Origin of the sequence: Phenylobacterium immobile (ATCC 35973), assembly GCF_001375595.1 — a bacterium.
Lineage (GTDB): Bacteria > Pseudomonadota > Alphaproteobacteria > Caulobacterales > Caulobacteraceae > Phenylobacterium > Phenylobacterium immobile.
Map to the genome: position 1 here is coordinate 1748683 of NZ_CVJQ01000001.1, position 18941 is coordinate 1767623.

The window sequence follows — 18941 nt, forward strand, 5'->3', positions numbered from 1 at the left end:
CTCACGGCGACTCTTTCGAAGGAAGCCAAGCTCTTGAATGAGATCCTCGACGAACTGGCGCGCCGCCGCGCCGGCGCCCTGCAAGGCGGCGGTCAGCGCCGCATCGAGGCCCAGCACGCGAAGGGCAAGCTCACCGCCCGCGAACGCCTCGACCTGCTGCTCGACGAGGGCTCCTTCGAGGAGTTCGACATGTTCGTCGAGTCCCGCGCCACCGACTTCGGCATGGCCGAGCAGCGCATCCCCGGCGACGGCGTGGTCACCGGCTGGGGTCGCATCAACGGCCGAGTCGTCTTCGTTTTCTCCAAGGATTTCACGGTCTTCGGAGGGTCTCTTTCCTCAGCCCACGCCGGCAAGATCCTCAAGGTCCAGCGCCAGGCGCTTAAGGTCGGCGCGCCGATCATCGGCCTCTATGACGCTGGCGGCGCCCGCATCCAGGAGGGCGTCGAAAGCCTCGCCGGCTACGCCGAGATCTTCCAGGAGAACACCCTGGCCTCCGGCGTCATCCCCCAGATCAGCGTCATCATGGGCCCCTGCGCCGGCGGCGACGTCTATGCGCCCGCCATCACCGACTTCATCTTCATGGTGAAGGACACGAGCTACATGTACGTCACCGGTCCAGACGTGGTCCGCGCCGTGACGAACGAGACCGTCACCCACGCCGATCTTGGCGGGTACCGCGTCCACGCCATGAAGTCCGGCGTCGCCGACGGCGCCTTCGACAACGACCTGGAGGCGCTCACCCAGGTCCGCCGCCTTATCGACTTCCTGCCGGTCTCCAATCGCGACAAGCCGCCGGTGCGCGAAAGCTTCGACGATCCGGTGCGCGAGGAGCCCTCGCTGGACAGCCTGGTGCCTGCAGACGCCAATCGGCCCTACGACATCAAGGAGCTCATCCTCAAGGTCGTCGATGAGGCCGATTTCTTCGAGATTTCACCCGATTACGCCAAGAACATCGTCTGCGGCTTCGGCCGTATGGACGGTCAGCCGGTGGGTCTCGTCGCCAATCAACCGCAGGTCTTGGCCGGCGTCCTCGACATTGACGCCAGCCGCAAGGCCGCCCGCTTTGTGCGCTTCTGCGACGCCTTCGAGATCCCGATCATCACCTTCGTCGACGTCCCGGGGTTCATGCCGGGCACTCGCCAGGAGCAGGGCGCCCTGATCACCCATGGCGCCAAGCTGCTCTTCGCCTACGCCGAGGCCACCGTCCCGAAAATCACCGTCATCACCCGCAAGGCCTATGGCGGGGCCTATGATGTCATGGCCTCGAAACATCTGCGCGGCGACCTGAACTACGCCTGGCCCACCGCCGAGATCGCCGTCATGGGCGCCAAAGGGGCCGTTGAGATCATCTACCGCGCCGAAGCCGGCGACCCGGCCGCGCTGGCCGCTCGCGAGGCTGAATACAAGACCCGCTTCGCCAACCCCTTCGTCGCCGCCGCCCGCGGCTACATCGACGACGTCATCACCCCCGCCCAGACCCGCCGCCGCATCGTTCGCGGCTTGCAGAACTTAGCGGGAAAGAAGCTGACGAACCCTTGGAAAAAGCACGATAATATCCCGCTCTGACTCGGCGTTACTCGGCCACCCGCCCGCTCTCTCGCCCGAGCCGGTCTGGCAGCGGCGCGCCGTCGGGCACGAACTCCAGCGACACGGAGTTGATGCAGAACCGTAGCCGCGTCGGCGGCGGGCCGTCGGGGAAGACGTGGCCCTGGTGGCTGTCGCACCGGCCGCATCGGGTCTCGATGCGCACCATGCCGTAGCTGGTGTCCTTGACCGCCTTCACATGAGTTTCGTCGATCGGCGCCCAGAATGACGGCCAGCCGGTGCCGCTCTCAAACTTGGTCTGGTGCTTGAACAGCGGAAGACCGCACAGTCGGCAGCAGTAGACCCCCTCGTCCTTCTGATCGAGCAGCCCGCCGCAGAAGGCCGCCTCCGTGCCGTGGTGCAGCAGGACGCGCGCCTCTTCGCCATCCAGGCTCGCTTCGAGCTTCTGACGTTCGGCCGGCGAAGGCGGGGTGAGATCAAAGCCGGAGGCGGAGATCATGGCGGGGGCGGGGGTCGGGGCGCTGCTCATCAGACAAACTTAGGCCTTCGCCACCGTTTGCCAAGGTCGCGCAGCCTAGCTATCGCTAGGCGATGTTCGGCAAGATCCTGATCGCCAACCGCGGTGAAATCGCCGTTCGCATCATAAAGACCTGTAGGCGGCTGGGGATCGCCACGGTGGTCGTCTATTCCGAGGCCGACGCCCAGTCGCTGGCTGTGGAGATGGCCGACGAATCCGTCCTGATCGGGCCCGCCCCCGCCGCCCAGTCCTATCTCCTGGCCGACCGCATTATCGAGGCCGCCAAGTGGACGGGCGCGGACGCTGTCCACCCCGGCTTCGGCTTCCTGTCGGAGAACGCCGGCTTCGCCCGCGCGCTGGAGGCCGCGGGCCTGGTGTTCATCGGCCCGAATCCCGCGGCCATCGACGCCATGGGCGACAAGATCGAGAGCAAGCGCGCCGCTGTCCGCGCCGGCGTCTCCGTCGTCCCGGGCCACGTCGGCGAGATCGACGACACAGACCACGCCGTGCGCATCGCCGAGGAGATCGGCTATCCGGTCATGCTGAAGGCCTCCGCCGGCGGCGGCGGCAAGGGCATCCGCATCGCCTATGGCCGCCAGGACGTGGAGGAGGGCTTTCCCGCCGTCCGCGCCGAGGCCAAGGCGAGCTTCGGCGACGACCGCATCTTCATCGAGAAGTTCATCGAAAATCCGCGCCACATCGAAATCCAGGTGCTGGGCGACAAGCACGGGACCGTCCTCCACCTTTTCGAGCGCGAATGTTCGATCCAACGGCGCAACCAGAAGGTCATCGAGGAGGCGCCCAGCCCCTTGCTCGACCCTGAGACCCGCGCCGCCATGGGCGCCCAGGCTGTCGCGCTCGCCCGCGCCGTGGCCTACGACAGCGCCGGCACCGTCGAGTTCGTCGCAGGACAGGACAAGAGCTTCTACTTCCTTGAGATGAACACCCGCCTCCAGGTCGAACATCCGGTCACCGAGCTCATCACCGGCGTCGATCTTGTCGAGCAGATGATCCGCGTCGCCGCCGGCGCGCCCTTGAGCTTCGGCCAGGCGGATCTCGCCATCAACGGCTGGGCCATGGAGAGCCGGATCTATGCGGAAGATCCCTACCGCGGCTTCCTGCCCTCCATCGGCCGCCTGATCCGCTATGCGCCGCCCGCCGAGCACGAGAGGCCCGACAGTGTCGTCCGCAACGACGCCGGCGTCCGCGAAGGCGACGAGATCTCGATCCACTACGACCCGATGATCTCCAAGCTCTCGACATGGGCGCCGACGCGCATCGCCGCGATCGACGTCATGGGCGAGGCCCTGGAGCGTTTCCACATCGAGGGCCCGGCCCACAATGTGCCGTTCCTGGCGGCCGTCATGGACCAGCGGCGCTTCCGCGACGGCGCGCTGTCGACGCGTTACATCGCCGATGAATTCCCGGACGGCTTCCACGGCGCCCATCCGACCGACCGGCAACGCGACCTGATGTGCGCGGTCGCCTGCGCGGCCCACGCCGTCCTGACCCGTCGTAACGCGCGCCAGGCTCGCACCGACTGGATCGTGATCGCCGGCGACAAGCGCACCGTGCGGATCGGCGATCTGGGCGACGCCGCCCTTGAGATCGAGATTCTCGGGGAAGGCCGAACACTCCGACTCACCGGCATCGACTGGCGCCCGGGCGCGCCGTTGTTCAGCGCTGTACTCGATGGCGAGGCCTTCGCCGCCGAGCTCACCCCCGCGGCGGAGGGTTTCGTGATCCGCCATCGCGCCGCGCAATCCCGCATCCTGGTGCTGACGCCCCGTTCGGCCGAGCTGCACGAGAAGTTGCCGCCGCGCCTGCCGGCCGACACCTCCAACCTGATCGTCTCGCCCATGCCGGGCCTGGTGGTCAGTCTTGATGTCGCCCCAGGCCAGGCCGTGCGCGCCGGTCAGCCGGTCGCCGTGGTCGAGGCGATGAAGATGCAGAACATCATCCGCGCCGAGCGCGACGGCGTGGTGCGCTCTGTCGGCGCCAAGGCCGGCGACAGCGTCGCCGCCGACGAGGTGCTGGTCGAGTTCGTCACGCCATGAGCCCGGCCACCGACTGGGGCGACCTGTTCTTCTCCGCCCAGGGCCGCGGCCCCCGGAACCTGAGCGTGCTGGCCGCCGCCATCCTGATCGCGCTCGCCGCCGTCTACGAGGCCGTCGCCGGCCAGACGCTCAGGCTCTTCACCGGCTGGTTCGCCTATCCGGCGCTCATCTATTGCGGCGCTTGCGTGCTCTCCAAGCGCCTGCACGACCGCGGCCGTTCTGGCTGGTGGGCGGCGCTCATTCTCGCCGCCCTGGCGGGCTGTTGGCCCCACCCCGACGGCTTCCTCGACTTCCTCTTCGCCCTGATCCTCGTCTGGGCCGTCGTCGAACTCGGCGTCCTCCACGGCGAACTGGGCGCCAACCGCTTCGGCGCCAACCCTATGCGGGCGGGCTAGGGCGTCGTCTCGCCGAGAATGGAAGTCGCGACCATCGGGAGGCGAGCCGTCTCAAAGCAGCGGTTCCGTCTCACTCAAGGCGCCGAACACCCGCTCGAATGACACGCTCAGGGCCGCGTCTGCGTCCGCCATTCCGCCTGGTCGGCCCAGGTCGGCGAGGCTGGTCACGCCGAACGCCGTCTGTCCGCAGGGCACGATCCCCGCGAAATGCTCCAGGTTCGGCGCGACGTTCAACGAAATCCCATGGAAGCTCACCCAGCGGCGCAGCTTCACGCCGATCGCCGCGATCTTGTCTTCCTGTCCGCCGCCACGGTCGACCCAGACGCCGACGCGGCCGTCGCGCATTTCGCCGGTGACGCTCAGCTCGGCCAGGGCGCCGATCACCCAGGCCTCCAGCGCCGCCACATAGGCGCGCACATCGCGGGCGCGCGCGTTAAGGTCCAACATCACATAGGCCACGCGTTGGCCGGGCCCGTGGTAGGTGAACTGTCCGCCGCGCGCGCTTTCGAACACGGGAAAGCGATCCGGATCCAGCAGGTCCTCGCGCTTGGCCGAGACGCCGGCGGTGTAGAGCGGTGGGTGTTCCAGCAGCCAGACCACCTCGCCGGCCTCCCCGGCGGCGATGGCGGCGACGCGGGCCTCCATCGCGGCCACGGCCTCTTCGTAGCCGACCGGCGCCGCGCTCACCGCCCAGCCGACGGGCTGCGCGTCGGCGCGCTGCAACGAAACGGAACGGGGCAGGGCGTCGAACATCAGCCCAATGTGGTCCGCGCGCGCGCCTGCGCCAAGAGGCGGCGCTTCCCAAAGCCGGCGAGCTTTGCTAACCCCGCGCCTTCCTCACGTGCGGTCGTGGCGGAATTGGTAGACGCGCAGCGTTGAGGTCGCTGTGGGGCAACCCGTGGAAGTTCGAGTCTTCTCGACCGCACCATCTTCTTGAAGCCGCCGTTCAGGCGAAGGCGGGCGTCCGGACATCGGCGCCCGCGAACTGCGCGGCGCAGGCCTCGACGATCTCGCCGATGGTCCGCTCAGGATCGACCAGTTCGAAATTGTCGCCATAGGGAATGCCCACCCGGGCGCGCGGCTCGTCGCGGTCGCGCAGGTCGCGCACGGCCTCGATCCCGTTCAGGATCAGCGGCGCATCGATCGGCTCCATGTAGTGGCCGTCGTCATAGATCCTCAGGTGGCTGCAGACCGTCAGGTTGACCTCCGACGTCAGCACATATCCCGGCAGGTCCAGCGCCCAGCGCAGCTTGGCCAGCCCTGCGCCCTGGAAGGCCACGAAGAAGTCCCCGCGGGACATCCACAGGAGGTTTGGCCGCATGGTCGCGCCGACCAGGCTCACCGTGTCGATCGGCAGGCCGGCGACGCGGAACTTGAAGTCCTCGACCAGCTTCTGCTCGCGCTCCATGGGCGATAGCCCGCGGTCGACGCCCTGCCCGCCGTCTGCGTTATGCAGACGGAAGGATTGCCCCAGCGGCCGGCCGGCCATGCCGTTCAGCCCGTCGAAGATGATTCCCACCGAGCCGAACCGCGCGCTCAGCGCCTTGGCGCAGTCGACGAAGAAGGCGGTCGGGTCCGGCAGGGTGCGGTTCTGCAGCCGCAAACTGAACACCACCACCGGTCGACGGCGCCCGGTCTTGGGATCGCGCTGGAAGGCGTCGGCGGCAGGCGCCATCAGCGCCATGTCCGGATCCTGCGTCACCACCCGCTGGATCCGTGCGCGGCTGGCCTTCAGGGCGCTACGGGCCGTGCAGGGCAGGATGGCGACATTGCCGCTCAAGGCGTGGCGGAAGGCGTCGGCCTCGTTGGCCACGCGCAGGAAGCGGCCGGCCAGTTCGGGATAGAGGTCCTCGAACGGCCCATAGAACTGCGTATCCTGGGCGCGGGCCGGGGCGTAGATCAGCGGGGCAGGGCCGGGGACTGCGGTCGCCACATGCTCCAGCGCCGCCATCTCGTTCCAGATGAAGTGGCCCAGGTGCGCGCGGTCGCCATTGTGCAGCATCAGCCCCAGCGGCTTGTTGGTCGTATTGACCCAGCGCCGCAAGCGCCGACCCTGCTGCATCACCAGCAGGCACAGCTCGCGCAGGCCGTCATGGACCGCCGGGCCGCGGTCGGGCGCACGCCGGACCTTCGGCACGAAAACATAGCGCCCCTGGTCCATCACCACCGCCTCAGCGACGATCAGGCTGGGCGCCACGCGGGCGATGACGATGTAGGTCTGGTCGCTCGGCCGCTCGGTGCAGATGAAGAAGATCCGCTTGGCGTCCAGCATGATCGGCGAGACCGAGATCGTTTCCGAACCCACGAACAGCGGATCCAGCGCGACGCGGCCCTCGATCAGCCAGTCTGGTACGCGCGCGCCCAGGTGCGAGGCCAGCAGCGCGGTGAAGGCGTCCTTGGCCAGATAGTGATCGCCGGTCGTGAGCGTCACCTTGATGTCGCGTTCCGGCTCCGGCGGGAACCTCGAGGGCGCCGCGGCGAACCGGCCCATCGGCGCCAGCGAGAACAGCAGCTCCAACGCCGCCGTCGGCAAGGTCGCCAGGCCCTCGACCGTGGGATCGTCGATATCGGCCGTCAGGCCCGCCAGCATCACCGGCACGAGCGGCGCCAAAGCTTCGCCGACCGCCACCCGCAGCGCCGGACTGAAATCGCCCGTCGCATCCGTCAGCAGCGCGATCTCGCCGCCGTGCTCCACCCCGGCCAGGGCGCGGCCGCGACCGTCGATCCAGCGCACGACGGCGACGTCGTCCGACAGGACGAGGCGCGAGATCGGTCCGTCCGGATTGACGCCTTCTTGCACGAAAAGCTCTCCGCATCCGGCGCCGTCCGACGCCGCCTTCGTGTCTAGGTTAATCGCACGGCGCGCTCAAGGAAGCGCCGGCTCCGGCGACGTGACTTGCGGCCAATCGCCTACGCACGTTGCGCACCTTCGCCCCCTTTGCTACAGCCACGCGCCCCGGGGTTCGCCCCGGTTCGGTTCACTCGGTGTGCGGTCGTGGCGGAATTGGTAGACGCGCAGCGTTGAGGTCGCTGTGGGGCAACCCGTGGAAGTTCGAGTCTTCTCGACCGCACCAGTGAATCAGGCTCATGAGAAATGGCGCGACGGGTCCGCGCGCTGAAGGTTTCGTCCAGGAAAATCCATCTGTTCTGACAGCTAAGGGAGGTCCGCATGAGCCGCGAAACGGACGACCTCGCCCCTGTCGAAGATGATCTGATCCCCGAGGGCCGCCTTCGCGAAGACCTTGAGGATGGCGAAGACCTGGAAGACCTCGCCCTAGGTGAGGACTACGCCCTCAATCCGCAGTTCGCCCAGATGGTGGTCGACGCGCTGGACCGCGGCGATGGCGAGCGGCTGCGCTCCCTGCTGGACGCCCTGCATCCCGCGGACATCGCCGACCTCATGGGCTTCCTGTCGGCCGGCGACCGCGAGGAGCTCCTGCCGCACCTCGACCCAGAGGCCCTCGCCGAGATCCTCTCCGAACTCGACACCGAGATTCGCGAGGACATCCTCGAGCACGTCCCCTCGGCGACCCTGGCCAAGGCCCTGGGCGAGATGGACTCCGACGACGCCGCCGACGTCGTCGACGACCTGGAGGCGGACAAGCGCGCACAGGTCCTGGCCGCCATGCCGGATCTGGAGCGCGCGGCCATCGAGACCAGCCTGGCCTACGAGGACGAGACCGCCGGTCGCCTGATGCAACGCGAGGTGGTCGCGGCGCCAGAAATCTGGACCGTTGGCCAGACCATCGATCACCTGCGCCGCGAGAGCGCCGACCTGCCCGAGCTGTTCTTTGACGTCTATGTGGTCGGTCCGGCGCACAAGCCGGTGGGCGCCGCCCCCGTCAGCATGATCCTGCGGATGGACCGCGACACTCCGCTCGCCCAGATCATGGAGGAGGTGACGGAAATCCCGGTCGATATGGACCAGGAGGAAGTCGCCTACATCTTCAACAAGTACCATCTGATCAGCGCGCCGGTGGTTGACGCCGACGGCCGTCTGGTGGGCCAGATCACCGTCGACGACATCGTCGGCGTCATCCAGGACGAGACGGAAGAAGACATCCTGGCCCTGGCCGGCGTGTCCGACGCCGGTCGCGACGCCGGCATTGTCGGCATCGTTCAGTCGCGCCTGCCATGGCTATTGATGAATCTCATTACGGGCGCGGTCTCTGTCACGGTGGTCGGCGCGTTCCAGAATGAGATCGCCAAGTTGATGGCGCTCGCCATTCTGATGCCGATCGTCTCCTCCATCGGCGGCAACGCCGGCGTCCAGGCGCTGACTGTCGCTGTGCGCGCCATCGCCGCCAAGGAGCTCAACACCGCCAACACCTTCAGGGTCTTCCTGCGCGAGGTGGCGGTGGGCATGGTCAATGGCGCGGTGGTCGGCAGCCTGCTGGGCGCGGGCGCCTGGCTGCTGTGGCGCGATCCGCTGCTCTCCGTCGTCGTGACGGCCGCCGTGATGGCCAATATGGTGGTGGCCGCTGTAGGCGGGATCTGCGCGCCCATCATCCTCGACCGCCTGGGCCGCGATCCGGCGGTCTCTTCTTCGGTCATCGTCACCTTCATGACCGACTTCTTCGGCTTCCTGGCCCTGCTCGGCATCGCTAGCGTGGTCTTGCTCTAGGGGACGACCCGGAACGCTGCGCCCACGGGTGCAATTCCCTCTCGTCGTGAAATGCCTTACGCCTTCGCCCATGATCCCGGCTGACGGTCCCTCCCTCGAATTTGGCCTCGGTGAGAGCGCCGACGCCGTGCGTGAAACCGCGCGCCGCTTCGCCGCTGATCGCATCGCGCCGCTCGCCGCGCAGATCGACGCCGACAACGCTTTTCCGCGCCAGCTATGGCCGCAGATGGGCGAGCTCGGTCTCCACGGAATTACAGTCGAGGAGGAGTTCGGCGGCCTCGGCATGGGCTATCTCGAACACGTCGTGGCGATGGAGGAGATCTCCCGCGCCTCCGCCTCGGTCGGCCTGTCCTACGGCGCCCACTCCAACCTCTGCGTGAATCAGATCCGCCGCTGGGGCTCCGGCGAGCAGAAGCGACGCTATCTGCCCGCCCTGATCAGCGGCGAACATGTCGGCGCGCTCGCCATGAGCGAGGCCGGCTCCGGCTCCGACGTCATCTCCATGCGTCTGGCCGCGGCCCGCGTGGACGGCGGCTGGCGTCTCACCGGGACCAAGTTCTGGATCACTAACGCGCCGCACGCAGACGTCTTGGTGGTTTACGCCAGGACCGGCCCGGAGGCTGGCGCGAAGGGCGTCACCGCCTTCCTGGTCGAGAAGGGGTTCGCCGGCTTCTCCGTCGGCCAGAAGCTCGACAAGATGGGGATGCGCGGCTCCGACACCGGCGAACTGGTGTTTGAGGACTGCTTCGTGCCCGACGCCAACGTCCTGGGCCCTGTGAACGGCGGCGCCGGTGTCCTGATGAGCGGACTCGACTATGAGCGCACGGTCCTGGCCGGCGGCCCGCTCGGCATCATGCAGGCCTGCCTGGACGTCGTCCTGCCCTATGTCCGAGAGCGCAGGCAGTTCGGCCGCCCGATCGGCGGATTCCAGCTGATGCAGGGCAAGATCGCCGACATGTACGTCGCGCTGAACGCCGCCCGCGCCTATGTCTACGCCGTCGCGCGCGCCTGCGATTCGGGCCTCACCACACGATTCGACGCCGCCGGCGCGATTCTCATGGCCAGCGAAAGCGCGGTGCGTGTGTCGCTGGAGGCGATCCAGGCCCTGGGCGGCGCCGGCTATACCCGCGACTATCCGGTGGAGCGCCTGATGCGCGACGCCAAGCTCTACGACATCGGCGCCGGCACCAACGAAATCCGCCGCTTTCTGATCGGCCGTGAGCTGATCGGGACCTGAGGAGGGGAGGGGCATGTCGCAAACCAAGGCCGGCTGGATGCTCGCGGGCGTCGTGGCCCTGCTGGGGCTCGCGGGGTGCGCGCATGCGCCCGCGCCCCAGGCGGCGGCGCTGACCTGCTCTGTCGGCCAGGAGCGCCTGCGCACCGCCCAGCTGTTCTTCGGCCGTAGCATCGGCGGCAAGCCGGACGTCACCGACGCCCAGTTCCGCGATTTCATGGACAATGAACTGACCCCGCGGTTTCCCGACGGCCTCACCGTCCTCGACGGGGGCGGGCAGTGGCGCGGCGAAGAAAGCCGACTCATCCGCGAAGCGGCCAAGGTGGTCATGATCGTGCTGAGAGATCGGCCGGATGCGGAGCGTCGTATCGACGCAGCGCGCGCCGCCTATAAGCAGCGCTTCGCTCAGGAGTCGGTGTTGGTGGTCACCCAGCCGGCGTGCGTCTCGTTCTAGTCGGGCCCTCGAGCGCGATTTGAACGCCAAGGTTCCGCGGGCCGGGGCCAGATCAGCATAGGTTTTCGCTGCCTTCGAACATGTTCAGTTTTCACTGAACAAGCTTCACAATGGGAAGCCGCCTAAATTTAAGTGCGGCAAGAAGATGGCGCCGGGGCTTCTTCATGTCTGGCCAGTCGCCGCCCATCGATCGGCCCGTCCTGGCCGCGGAACGGCCCGGGCTTGCTGGCGTTACCGGGCCAGCAATGGGCCAGACGGACGCTGACAACGCTGGGATCAAAGGCTGCGCGCCGGGCGGCGCCGGCCTGCTGGTCGTCGATATGATCAACGCTCTGGACTTCGACGGCGCGGAGGCCCTGCGCGCGCCAGCCCTGAAGGCGGCCGGTGTCGTGGCGCGCCTGCGCGACCAGGCGGACGCGCTTGGCGTCCCCGTCATCTACGTGAACGACAACTACGGCGAGTGGCGCGCCGAGCGCTCGCACATCGTCGCGCATTGCCGCGCCCAGGGGGGCGCTGATCTGGTCGAGCGTCTTGCGCCGCGTGACCACGACTATTTCGTCATCAAGCCGGCCGTCTCTGGCTTTTACGCCACGACCCTCCAGGTGCTCCTGCCCAGACTGGGCGTCAGCCGTCTCGTCATGACTGGCCTCGCGGCCGACATCTGCGTGCTCTTCACCGCCGCCGACGCCCACATGCGGGCCTACGACCTCTGGGTTCCCGCCGACGCTGTCGCCAGTTCCAGCCCGCAGCATCGCGACTGGGCGCTGGAGATCATGCGCAAGGCCATGGGCGCGGACACCCGGCCCGCCGGCGACCGCGACCTTCGATCCTGGATCGACAAAGCCAAGGAAGCCCCGTGACGCCGCTCACCGCAAAAGACTTCTCCCCGCCGGCGATCCTGCTCTCCGGGCCGGTCGACTACGACATGTACAAGGCCTTCCGCGTGCAGTTGGGCGCCGCGCCCAGGACCGGCCTCGTGGTCGTCGAACTTTCCACCCTGGGCGGTGATCCCGAGGTCGCCCGCATGATGGGCGAGGATGTCCGCTTCCATAGCGACCTCGAACCCGAGCGCCGCTTCGTCTTCTTGGGGAAGGCCGCGATCTATTCCGCCGGAACGACGTTCATGAGCTTCTTCGCCCGGCCCAATCGCTACCTGACCCGCGGCGCCCGGCTGATGGTCCATGAGCGCCGGCTCACCAAGACGCTGCGCATCGACGGGCCGCTCACCACCTGCGTCGCCGGCGTCGAGGCCGCGCTGGCCGAAATCCACGGCTCCATCGAGATCCAGAACGAAGGCTTCGAGAACCTGGTCCGCGGCTCGAACGTCACCCTGGAGGAGGTCATCCGCCGCGCGCCCTCCAACTGGTACATTGAGGCCCACGAAGCCAAGACCCTCGGCCTGGTCGAAGAGGTTCTCTAAACTCCAGATATGCGAAGGGCCGCCCCATGACTGGGACGGCCCTTCCATAGTCGGACCGCAGAGCGGCGCCGAACCCTTGCCTAAAAGAGGCTTAGGCGCAGACCTCATTCGCTGAGGTCCAGGTCGCGGCTACCGCGCTAAGGCCATTGCTATGAGACACTGGGTCACCTCCTTTCAGCTGTTGAACAGGATCTTGAATATGGGCCGTTCTTGCTGATCCGCAACGGCTTTTCCGTACGCAAAAGTCAGCCGCCTGTATTTTGAGCGCCAGCTTGTGCGATCTCCGCCAGGCTCTTGCGCCGCCTCAGGGCCTGCACCGGCTGGCTGAGCTGATCGAGCGCCGCGATGGTCGCCTCGTAGCCGGCCTTCACTGCGGGCTCATAGGCGCTCCAGTCGCGGATTTCCGTCTTGGTCACGTCCGGAAGGATGAGCAGGTCCGCCGCCGCTTGCGCCGCCGAAGCGTCCCGGTCGGACGAGACCGTGGCGGTCCGCATCAGCAGCGAGACGATTGGCGGGCCCTTGCGCCATTGCCCGGACCACAGCCAGCGCCATACCGATTCGGGCCGGGCCACGTCCTTGGCGGTGATGCTGCGCGCGCTGCCCACATCGACGCCCACCACCGGGCCCAGCTGGCTCGCGCGCATGATATCGGCCGGGAAGTTCTTCAGAACCGCGCCATCCACGAGCACATTGTCGCCATCGGTCGCCGGCGGCAGCACGCCTGGGAGCGAGATCGAGGCCCGCAGCGCATCCCGCAGTCGCCCGCTCCGGTGCAGCTGATAGGCGCCGGTCGTCAGGTTCGACGACAGGCAGAAGAACGGCAGCCACAGGTCGGCGATTTCCGCCTCGCCGAAATGGCGCACCAGCCGCGTCTCCACCTTCTTGCCCCGTGTCATGGCGATCAGCGGCAGGGCGATGTCGTCGAGTGGGTTGGAGGTGACGAACGCGTCGCGGATCCGGGTCTCCATCTCCGCATCATCCCAACCCATGGCGACGCCGGCCCCGACGATCGCCCCCATCGACACCCCGCCGACAAAGTCGATCGGCACGCCGCGCGCCCGCATGGCCATCACGGCGCCGATGTGGGCGTAGGCCCGGGCGCCGCCGCCGGACAGCACAAGCCCGACCGATTGGCCGGCGATGATCCGGGCCAACCGCTGCACATCGCGATCCTCGCCCTCGCGCAGGTGGAACAGCCGCGCGGCGTGCGCCGCCGCCAACCACGCCGCAGAGCCCCGCGGCGCGGCCACGTCCCGCGGCTGCAGCAGAATCAGGTCGACCAGCGCCTGGGCCGCCGCCGTCTCAGAAACCGCATCGGTCGTCGCGGCCGGCGCATCCCGGTCGCCGCGTCCCACGCGGAACAGACGGTCCACCTGGCGGCCGACCATGTGGCTCCAGCCCGACTCATCGGCCTCGGCGACATAGAGGACGAAGTCGTGGTCATGCTCGATCTCGCTGAACCATCGCGCCCCGGCGCCTGCGGCTTCCGCCCCGGCCGTCACCACAGAATATCCCAGCCGGACGATCTCCAGCTTCACCTGCTCGACCAGCGGCCGGATCGGCCCGGTCCCCTCGAAGGCGACGAAGCCGAACACCGAGGGCTCCCCCGTCGGCGCCTGGTTCGCCGACTGCCGCGTGCGCAGGATCATCAGCCGCGCAAGCTCGACCATCACCGCCCCGTCGTCGTCCGCCGCCTGCAGAAAGACGTCGCGCGGCAGGGCGACCAGTTCGGAATCGCGCAGAGCGACCACCTCCGCCGAGTGCGGGGCGCCGGCGATCAGCGCCATCTCGCCTACGGGTTCGCCGGGCCGCACCACACCCAGGAAGTGTGGCGCCTGGCCCTCGTCGCGACGAAACACGCCCAGCCGGCCGGCGCACAGCAGGTAGGGGTGACTACACGAAAGTGACGTATCTGCACGGAAAGGGCGAACGGATAGCGAACGTCACGCGGCAAGTAGGGAGTTGACGGCGCGCAGCGGTCGCAAGGCGTCCGGATCGGGTTGATCTTCAACATTCCAGCTATAGTCACCGGTCAGCGAGATATGCTCCCAGCCCAATGGCGCGATGTGGCGTGCGATTTCGTCGGCTGTGCCGATGTCCGCCAGCGCCATTTCGAGATAGCGAGTGTTCCACAAGATGATGGCGGCGACGAGCAGGTTGAGGCCGGAGGCGCGATAGGTCTGGTTCTCGAACCGACGATCGCGCAGTTCGCCGAGCTGGTTGAAGAAGAGCGCGCGGGCGAGCGCGTTGCGGGCTTCGCCTTTGTTGAGGCCCGCCTGGGTGCGCCGGCGCAGGTCGATGTCGCGCAGCCAGTCGAGCATGAAAATGGAGCGTTCGAGGCGGCCCAGCTCGCGTAGTGCGAGGGCCAGTCCGTTCTGTCGCGGATAGGCGGACAAGCGGCGCAGCATTGCCGAAGCAGTGACGGTGCCGGTGCGGATCGACGTGGCGAACCGCAGCAGTTCGTCCCAATGCGCCGCGACATGACCCAATGCGATCGGTTCGGCCGTCATGCCGGCAAGCAAGGGGCCGGATTCTTGGCCGGGAAGGAGGTGTAAACGACGCTCCTTGATGTCGCGCAGGCGCGGCGCGAAGCGGTAGCCGAAGAAGGGCATGAGGCCGAACACATGGTCCGATGCCCCGCCCGTATCGGTGTAGTGCTCCTCGATCGTCAGGCCGGTCTGGTGATACAGCAAGCCATCCAGCACATAGGGCGCTTCGCCAGCGGTCGCCGCGATCACCCGACTTGCGAAGGGGTCATATCGATCCGAGACATGGGTGTAGAAGGCAACGCCTGGTTCGTTGCCGCTGCGCGCGTTGATGTCGCCGATCGCGGCCCCACGGCCCCCGGCATGAAATTGCTGTCCGTCGCTCGACGAAGTGGTGCCGTCTCCCCACAGCGCGGCGAGCGGCATGGCGCGATGGGCGTCGATCAGCCTTCCCAACGCTTCGCCATAGGCGGCTTCGCTGATGTGCCAGTCGTGAAGATGGGCGAGCTGACGCAGACTTGCGCCCCGGCAGGTTTCCGCCATGCGTGTGAGGCCGAGATTGATGCCATCGGCGAGGATGACCGTGAGCAGCGCATTGCGATCGTCGGCTTCCCGGCCCGAACGACGATGGATGAAGCATTCGCTGAACCCGGTCCAGGCATCGACCTCCAGCAGAAGATCGGTGATCTTCACGCGCGGCAGTCGATCATAGGCGGCGCGACGGGCAATCTCGGTGGCGGGCGGTGTTGCCGCCTTCAGCGGCGAGATGATGAGACCGTTTTCGTCAAGCTTAACCTGGGGCAGCTCCCCTTGCCGTGCAAGGACCGTTACCTGCTCGATCGCCGTGTCGAGCCTGGTGCGCCGTTCCTCGATATGGCGCTCGAAATCCGTTTCGATGGCGAGCGGCAACGGCCCCTTCTCGCGCAGCGCCGCAAAGGTCGCCGGCGGTATGAGATAGCTGTCGAAATCGCGAAACTGCCGGCTTCCCGCGACCCATATATCCCCGGCTCGCAACCGCTCGCGTAGTTGCGACAAGGCGCATAGTTCATAAGCGGCACGATCAACGATGCCATCCCGCAGGACGAACGGGCGCCATGCGGGCGGCACAAAGCGTAGCGGCACGCGATCAGGCAAGCGCCGTTTGCCGGTCCGATATAGCTCCGCGATGATGGCCAGCGCTGACAGGAGCCCCTGAACCGCGCCGGCGCCGCGAAACTCGAAGGCGTTGAGAAAAGCGCCGACAAAGAGCTTCACCGTCCGATGCCGCTCGATCAATTCGGCGGTGCGATCGACGGTTTCCGGTCGCCCGAGCACTTCGGCCTGCTCGACGGCCACGGCGAAGTGCTGCCAGTCCAGCGCCTCGATCTGCGCCAGAGAATCCACGCCCTTGCTGCGCGCGTCGATGAGGAGGCGGCAAGACCCCGTGAGCGTCCGGAGGTGGCCTTGCAACTCGCGCACCGTCTTGAGGGCTTTGTCGCGGGTCCGGTTCTCGGCGCGGCGCGCCATGCTGCCCAACAGCTTGTCGAACATCGTCAGGGTGGCGTCGGTCAGGCTTTCCTCAAGCCGGATGCCGGTTGCCGCCAGCGTCGCATGGCGGCGCAGGGCATTGAGTTCGCCAAGGTGCTGGGGTGTGATGCGGCTGCCTTCGTCCGCCAGCCTGTCAAAAGTCAAAGCCGGGATCATGTCGGCACGGGCGCGATCGAGGCCCAGCGCGCGGATATAGGCGAGCCGTTCGATCAGGCGCAGGATGTTGCGCGCTGCCGGCGATTGTGGCGCATTGCGCATCCAGGATAGCCATGTCGCGACCTGCCCCGGTCGTCGGGCCAGCAAATCGTCCAGGCCCTGAAGGGTGTCAGGCAGCAGGCCATTCGTGAGCACTTCATAGGTAAGCTGTTCGGCTTGCTGGCGCGCCCGCCGCAGCACCGCTTCGAGAATCGACGGAGAAGGCAGGAGGATCTGCAGGCGCCGGAGTTCATCGACGATGACGTCTGCCATCTGGCCGGGGTGTATGATGGTCTGCGCGATTGGGACCGAGAAGGCGACAACTTCACGGAAAGCGTTGCGGTCAAAAATCCTGAACCCGTGCGATCGTCGGATTTCGACGAGATGCTCGCGACGGGTCTGGTCCCGATGGGCATAATCCGCGAAGGCTGCCGGCGCGACGCCGAGTTGCTGCGCCACATAGGCGAGCACAGGAGCGGGCGGGACTTCGCCCGCTTCCAGCGCACGGCCAGGCCATCTCATATATAGCATGAGCATCGCATAGCCGAGCCGGGTGGCATCGCCGCGACGGCGGCCGACAATTTCCAGGTCGTCGCTGGTCAGCGTATAATGACGCGCGATCTCGCGCTCATCGAGCGGCGCGCCATAATGCCTCGCCCAGATTTCCAGGCTCACCAGTCGCCGTCTCGCCAAGCATCATCTCCTTCGCTTTGCGTGTCCGTCAGACGGTCCTCTGGCGGCCAACAGGAATATGTCCGTTAACTCTGGACCTGTAACGGCGATTCGGACAAGATCGCATAATGACGGGAAAACGGACAGGATCGGGCATCATGTGGCGCTGATCGGCTATGCGCGCGTCTCGACCGCAGACCAGAAGCTGTCGCTCCAGCTTGACGCGCTGAACACTGCCGGGTGCGACCGTATATTCGACGATCACGCATCCGGGGCAAAAGCCGATCGGCCTGGCCTAACCGAAGCGCTCGCCTATTTGCGCCCCGGCGACACGCTGGTGGTCTGGAAACTCGACCGCCTCGGCCGCTCGATGAGCCACCTGATCGAGAAGGTCGGCGAGCTTGCGGCGCGCGGCATCGGGTTCCGCTCACTCACCGAGAATATCGACACCACCACTTCGGGCGGCATGCTGGTGTTCAACATCTTCGGCTCGCTGGCCCAATTCGAGCGTGACCTGATCCGTGAACGCACTCATGCCGGCCTCAAGGCCGCACGCGAGCGGGGCAACAAGGGTGGTCGCCGGCCTGTCGTTACCCCCGACAAACTACGTAAAGCGCGGGCGCATATCGCAGCGGGCCTCACTGTTCGTGAGGCGGCGGCCCGGCTCAAGATCGGCAAAACCGCCCTATACAAGGCTCTGGAAAACGCGTGAAACCGCTGGCGATCAAGAACTCGTGGGTGCTGGTCACAGGGGCTTCGACCGGTTTGGGCAGAGCGTCCGCCCTCCGCTTGGCGGCATCGTACCAGGCCAAGCCCCTGATTGTTGGACGAAGGCTCGACAACTTGCGGGAGCTACAGACCGAAATTGACGAGCGGTTCAATGTGCCGTGCGAGATTATAGTGGCTGATCAACGTGAAATCGAGGGCAGGGAGAAAATCGCGGCTAAGGTTGCAGAATTGCAAGTAACAGCCGCTTTGTTGGTTGCCGGAATGACGAGCGTTGGTTCATTTGATGCAGGCCGTGCCGACACTTATGCCGAGGTAATTGAAACAAACATACTCGGTTTCACGGATTTGCTGGCTCGCCTGATTGCGATTTTCAGGGAGCAGCCGTTTGAATCCTCAGTAATCGCCGTGTCGAGCCTGGCGGGCGAAACATCCGTGCCCTTCCAAGCGGTCTACGGCGCGTCGAAAGCCTATGTGAGCACCCTCATGCGAGCGCTTTCCGTGGAGCTTGCCGGGACGGGAGTGAGTGTTGGATCTTTTGCACCCGGTGGAATCGACACAGACATGGCTGCCCTCAGCGATTTGAAGTGGGGGAGGTTGGGTTTGATGGACGTTGACCGGTGCGCGGCCCATGCAGTCCACGCTCTGGTTTATCGGCAATCCTTCGCCATACCGGGGATGGGCAACCAGCTCACATATTTGGCGAGCAGGGTTCTACCTCGATCGTTGGTCAATCGGATTGCCGCCCTCCCATATCGGCGCCCGTAGGGCGGCACCACATAAAAGGGGCAGGAAAGCCTGCGAATAGCATCTGCTGGCATCGTACCGGATTTGTTCGCCCTTAGCGTGCAGATACGTCACTTTCGTGTAGTCACCCCAGGTACAGCTGGTCGGCCGGGTCGCCCGTCGAATAGAGCGTCTGCCCGCCCGCCAGGGCGAACCAGGTCAGCTCAGCCTGGATGTCCTTACGCCGGAACAGCCGCTTGAGCGCCGAATCGTCAGGAATCTCAGGATGGTCGTCCACCCGGCGACCCTAAACGGCGTCGGCGGGATTTTGAACTGGACCGCGGCTCGCTGGTCCAGTCTCTT

The 18941-nt window shown here is 66.6% G+C and carries 15 protein-coding genes, 2 tRNA genes and 1 pseudogene; 12 read left to right on the plus strand and 6 right to left on the minus strand.

The features are described from left to right. Nucleotides 1-33: 33 nt before the first annotated feature. The gene (locus BN1313_RS08580; protein WP_091739115.1) at nt 34-1566 is read left to right on the plus strand and encodes an acyl-CoA carboxylase subunit beta; all 1533 of its coding nucleotides are present in this window, start codon (nt 34-36) and stop codon (nt 1564-1566) included. A gap of 7 nt (nt 1567-1573) precedes the next feature. Here the strand turns inward: BN1313_RS08580 and msrB are convergent, their stop codons facing one another. After that, nucleotides 1574-2074: a peptide-methionine (R)-S-oxide reductase MsrB gene (msrB, locus tag BN1313_RS08585; protein WP_425415003.1), complete on the minus strand. Its 501-nt coding sequence runs from the start codon at nt 2072-2074 to the stop codon at nt 1574-1576. Nucleotides 2075-2136: 62 nt separating this feature from the next. On the opposite strand from msrB, the gene BN1313_RS08590 reads away from it, so the two are divergent. Next, nucleotides 2137-4119, plus strand: a complete 1983-nt coding sequence (locus BN1313_RS08590) for an acetyl-CoA carboxylase biotin carboxylase subunit (RefSeq protein WP_091739118.1) — start codon at nt 2137-2139, stop codon at nt 4117-4119. Then, nucleotides 4116-4514: a DUF805 domain-containing protein gene (locus BN1313_RS08595; protein ID WP_091739121.1), complete on the plus strand. Its 399-nt coding sequence runs from the start codon at nt 4116-4118 to the stop codon at nt 4512-4514. Before BN1313_RS08590 ends, BN1313_RS08595 begins: the two co-directional genes overlap by 4 nt. A gap of 51 nt (nt 4515-4565) precedes the next feature. Here BN1313_RS08595 and lipB read toward each other — a convergent pair whose 3' ends face one another. After that, nucleotides 4566-5267 carry a lipoyl(octanoyl) transferase LipB gene (lipB, locus tag BN1313_RS08600; RefSeq protein WP_091739124.1) on the minus strand — a complete coding sequence of 234 codons (702 nt, stop codon included), beginning with the start codon at nt 5265-5267 and terminating at the stop codon, nt 4566-4568. 90 nt (nt 5268-5357) lie between these two features. Here lipB and BN1313_RS08605 point away from each other — a divergent pair. Then, a tRNA-Leu gene (locus BN1313_RS08605) sits at nt 5358-5442 on the plus strand. A gap of 18 nt (nt 5443-5460) precedes the next feature. Here the strand turns inward: BN1313_RS08605 and BN1313_RS08610 are convergent. Then, nucleotides 5461-7314: a hypothetical protein gene (locus BN1313_RS08610; RefSeq protein ID WP_091739127.1), complete on the minus strand. Its 1854-nt coding sequence runs from the start codon at nt 7312-7314 to the stop codon at nt 5461-5463. 189 nt (nt 7315-7503) lie between these two features. Between BN1313_RS08610 and BN1313_RS08615 the strand changes: the two genes are divergently transcribed. The 6 genes from BN1313_RS08615 to BN1313_RS08640 all read left to right on the plus strand — a co-directional run bounded on the left by BN1313_RS08615 (nt 7504) and on the right by BN1313_RS08640 (nt 12246). Beyond that, nucleotides 7504-7588: transfer RNA gene (locus BN1313_RS08615), tRNA-Leu, on the plus strand. A 95-nt stretch (nt 7589-7683) separates the two neighbouring features. Next, nucleotides 7684-9138: a magnesium transporter gene (gene mgtE / locus BN1313_RS08620; RefSeq protein ID WP_091739131.1), complete on the plus strand. Its 1455-nt coding sequence runs from the start codon at nt 7684-7686 to the stop codon at nt 9136-9138. Nucleotides 9139-9208: 70 nt separating this feature from the next. Further along, on the plus strand, nt 9209-10375 hold the full coding sequence (locus BN1313_RS08625) for an acyl-CoA dehydrogenase family protein (RefSeq protein ID WP_091739134.1): 1167 nt from the start codon (nt 9209-9211) through the stop codon (nt 10373-10375). Between the two features lie 13 nt (nt 10376-10388). Further along, nucleotides 10389-10826: a DUF3574 domain-containing protein gene (locus BN1313_RS08630; RefSeq protein ID WP_218054335.1), complete on the plus strand. Its 438-nt coding sequence runs from the start codon at nt 10389-10391 to the stop codon at nt 10824-10826. A 164-nt stretch (nt 10827-10990) separates the two neighbouring features. Next, nucleotides 10991-11686, plus strand: a complete 696-nt coding sequence (locus BN1313_RS08635; RefSeq protein WP_218054336.1) for a cysteine hydrolase family protein — start codon at nt 10991-10993, stop codon at nt 11684-11686. Beyond that, nucleotides 11683-12246: a ClpP family protease gene (locus BN1313_RS08640; RefSeq protein WP_091739140.1), complete on the plus strand. Its 564-nt coding sequence runs from the start codon at nt 11683-11685 to the stop codon at nt 12244-12246. Before BN1313_RS08635 ends, BN1313_RS08640 begins: the two co-directional genes overlap by 4 nt. Nucleotides 12247-12491: 245 nt before the next feature. Here the strand turns inward: BN1313_RS08640 and BN1313_RS08645 are convergent. Both BN1313_RS08645 and BN1313_RS08650 read right to left on the minus strand, forming a co-directional pair. Next, nucleotides 12492-14132: pseudogene (locus BN1313_RS08645) on the minus strand (patatin-like phospholipase family protein); the annotation flags it as partial. A gap of 57 nt (nt 14133-14189) precedes the next feature. After that, the gene (locus tag BN1313_RS08650; RefSeq protein WP_031286087.1) at nt 14190-17147 is read right to left on the minus strand and encodes a Tn3 family transposase; all 2958 of its coding nucleotides are present in this window, start codon (nt 17145-17147) and stop codon (nt 14190-14192) included. Between the two features lie 139 nt (nt 17148-17286). Between BN1313_RS08650 and BN1313_RS08655 the strand changes: the two genes are divergently transcribed. Both BN1313_RS08655 and BN1313_RS08660 read left to right on the plus strand, forming a co-directional pair. Then, complete coding sequence (locus BN1313_RS08655; protein WP_004213210.1) at nt 17287-17838, plus strand: recombinase family protein; 552 nt, start codon at nt 17287-17289, stop codon at nt 17836-17838. Further along, nucleotides 17835-18620, plus strand: coding sequence for an SDR family NAD(P)-dependent oxidoreductase (locus tag BN1313_RS08660; protein ID WP_004213209.1), 786 nt, complete (start codon nt 17835-17837; stop codon nt 18618-18620). The genes BN1313_RS08655 and BN1313_RS08660 overlap by 4 nt, the downstream gene beginning before the upstream one ends. A gap of 103 nt (nt 18621-18723) precedes the next feature. Here BN1313_RS08660 and BN1313_RS16550 read toward each other — a convergent pair whose 3' ends face one another. Beyond that, nucleotides 18724-18876: a hypothetical protein gene (locus BN1313_RS16550; protein WP_176695948.1), complete on the minus strand. Its 153-nt coding sequence runs from the start codon at nt 18874-18876 to the stop codon at nt 18724-18726. Nucleotides 18877-18941 lie beyond the last annotated feature (65 nt).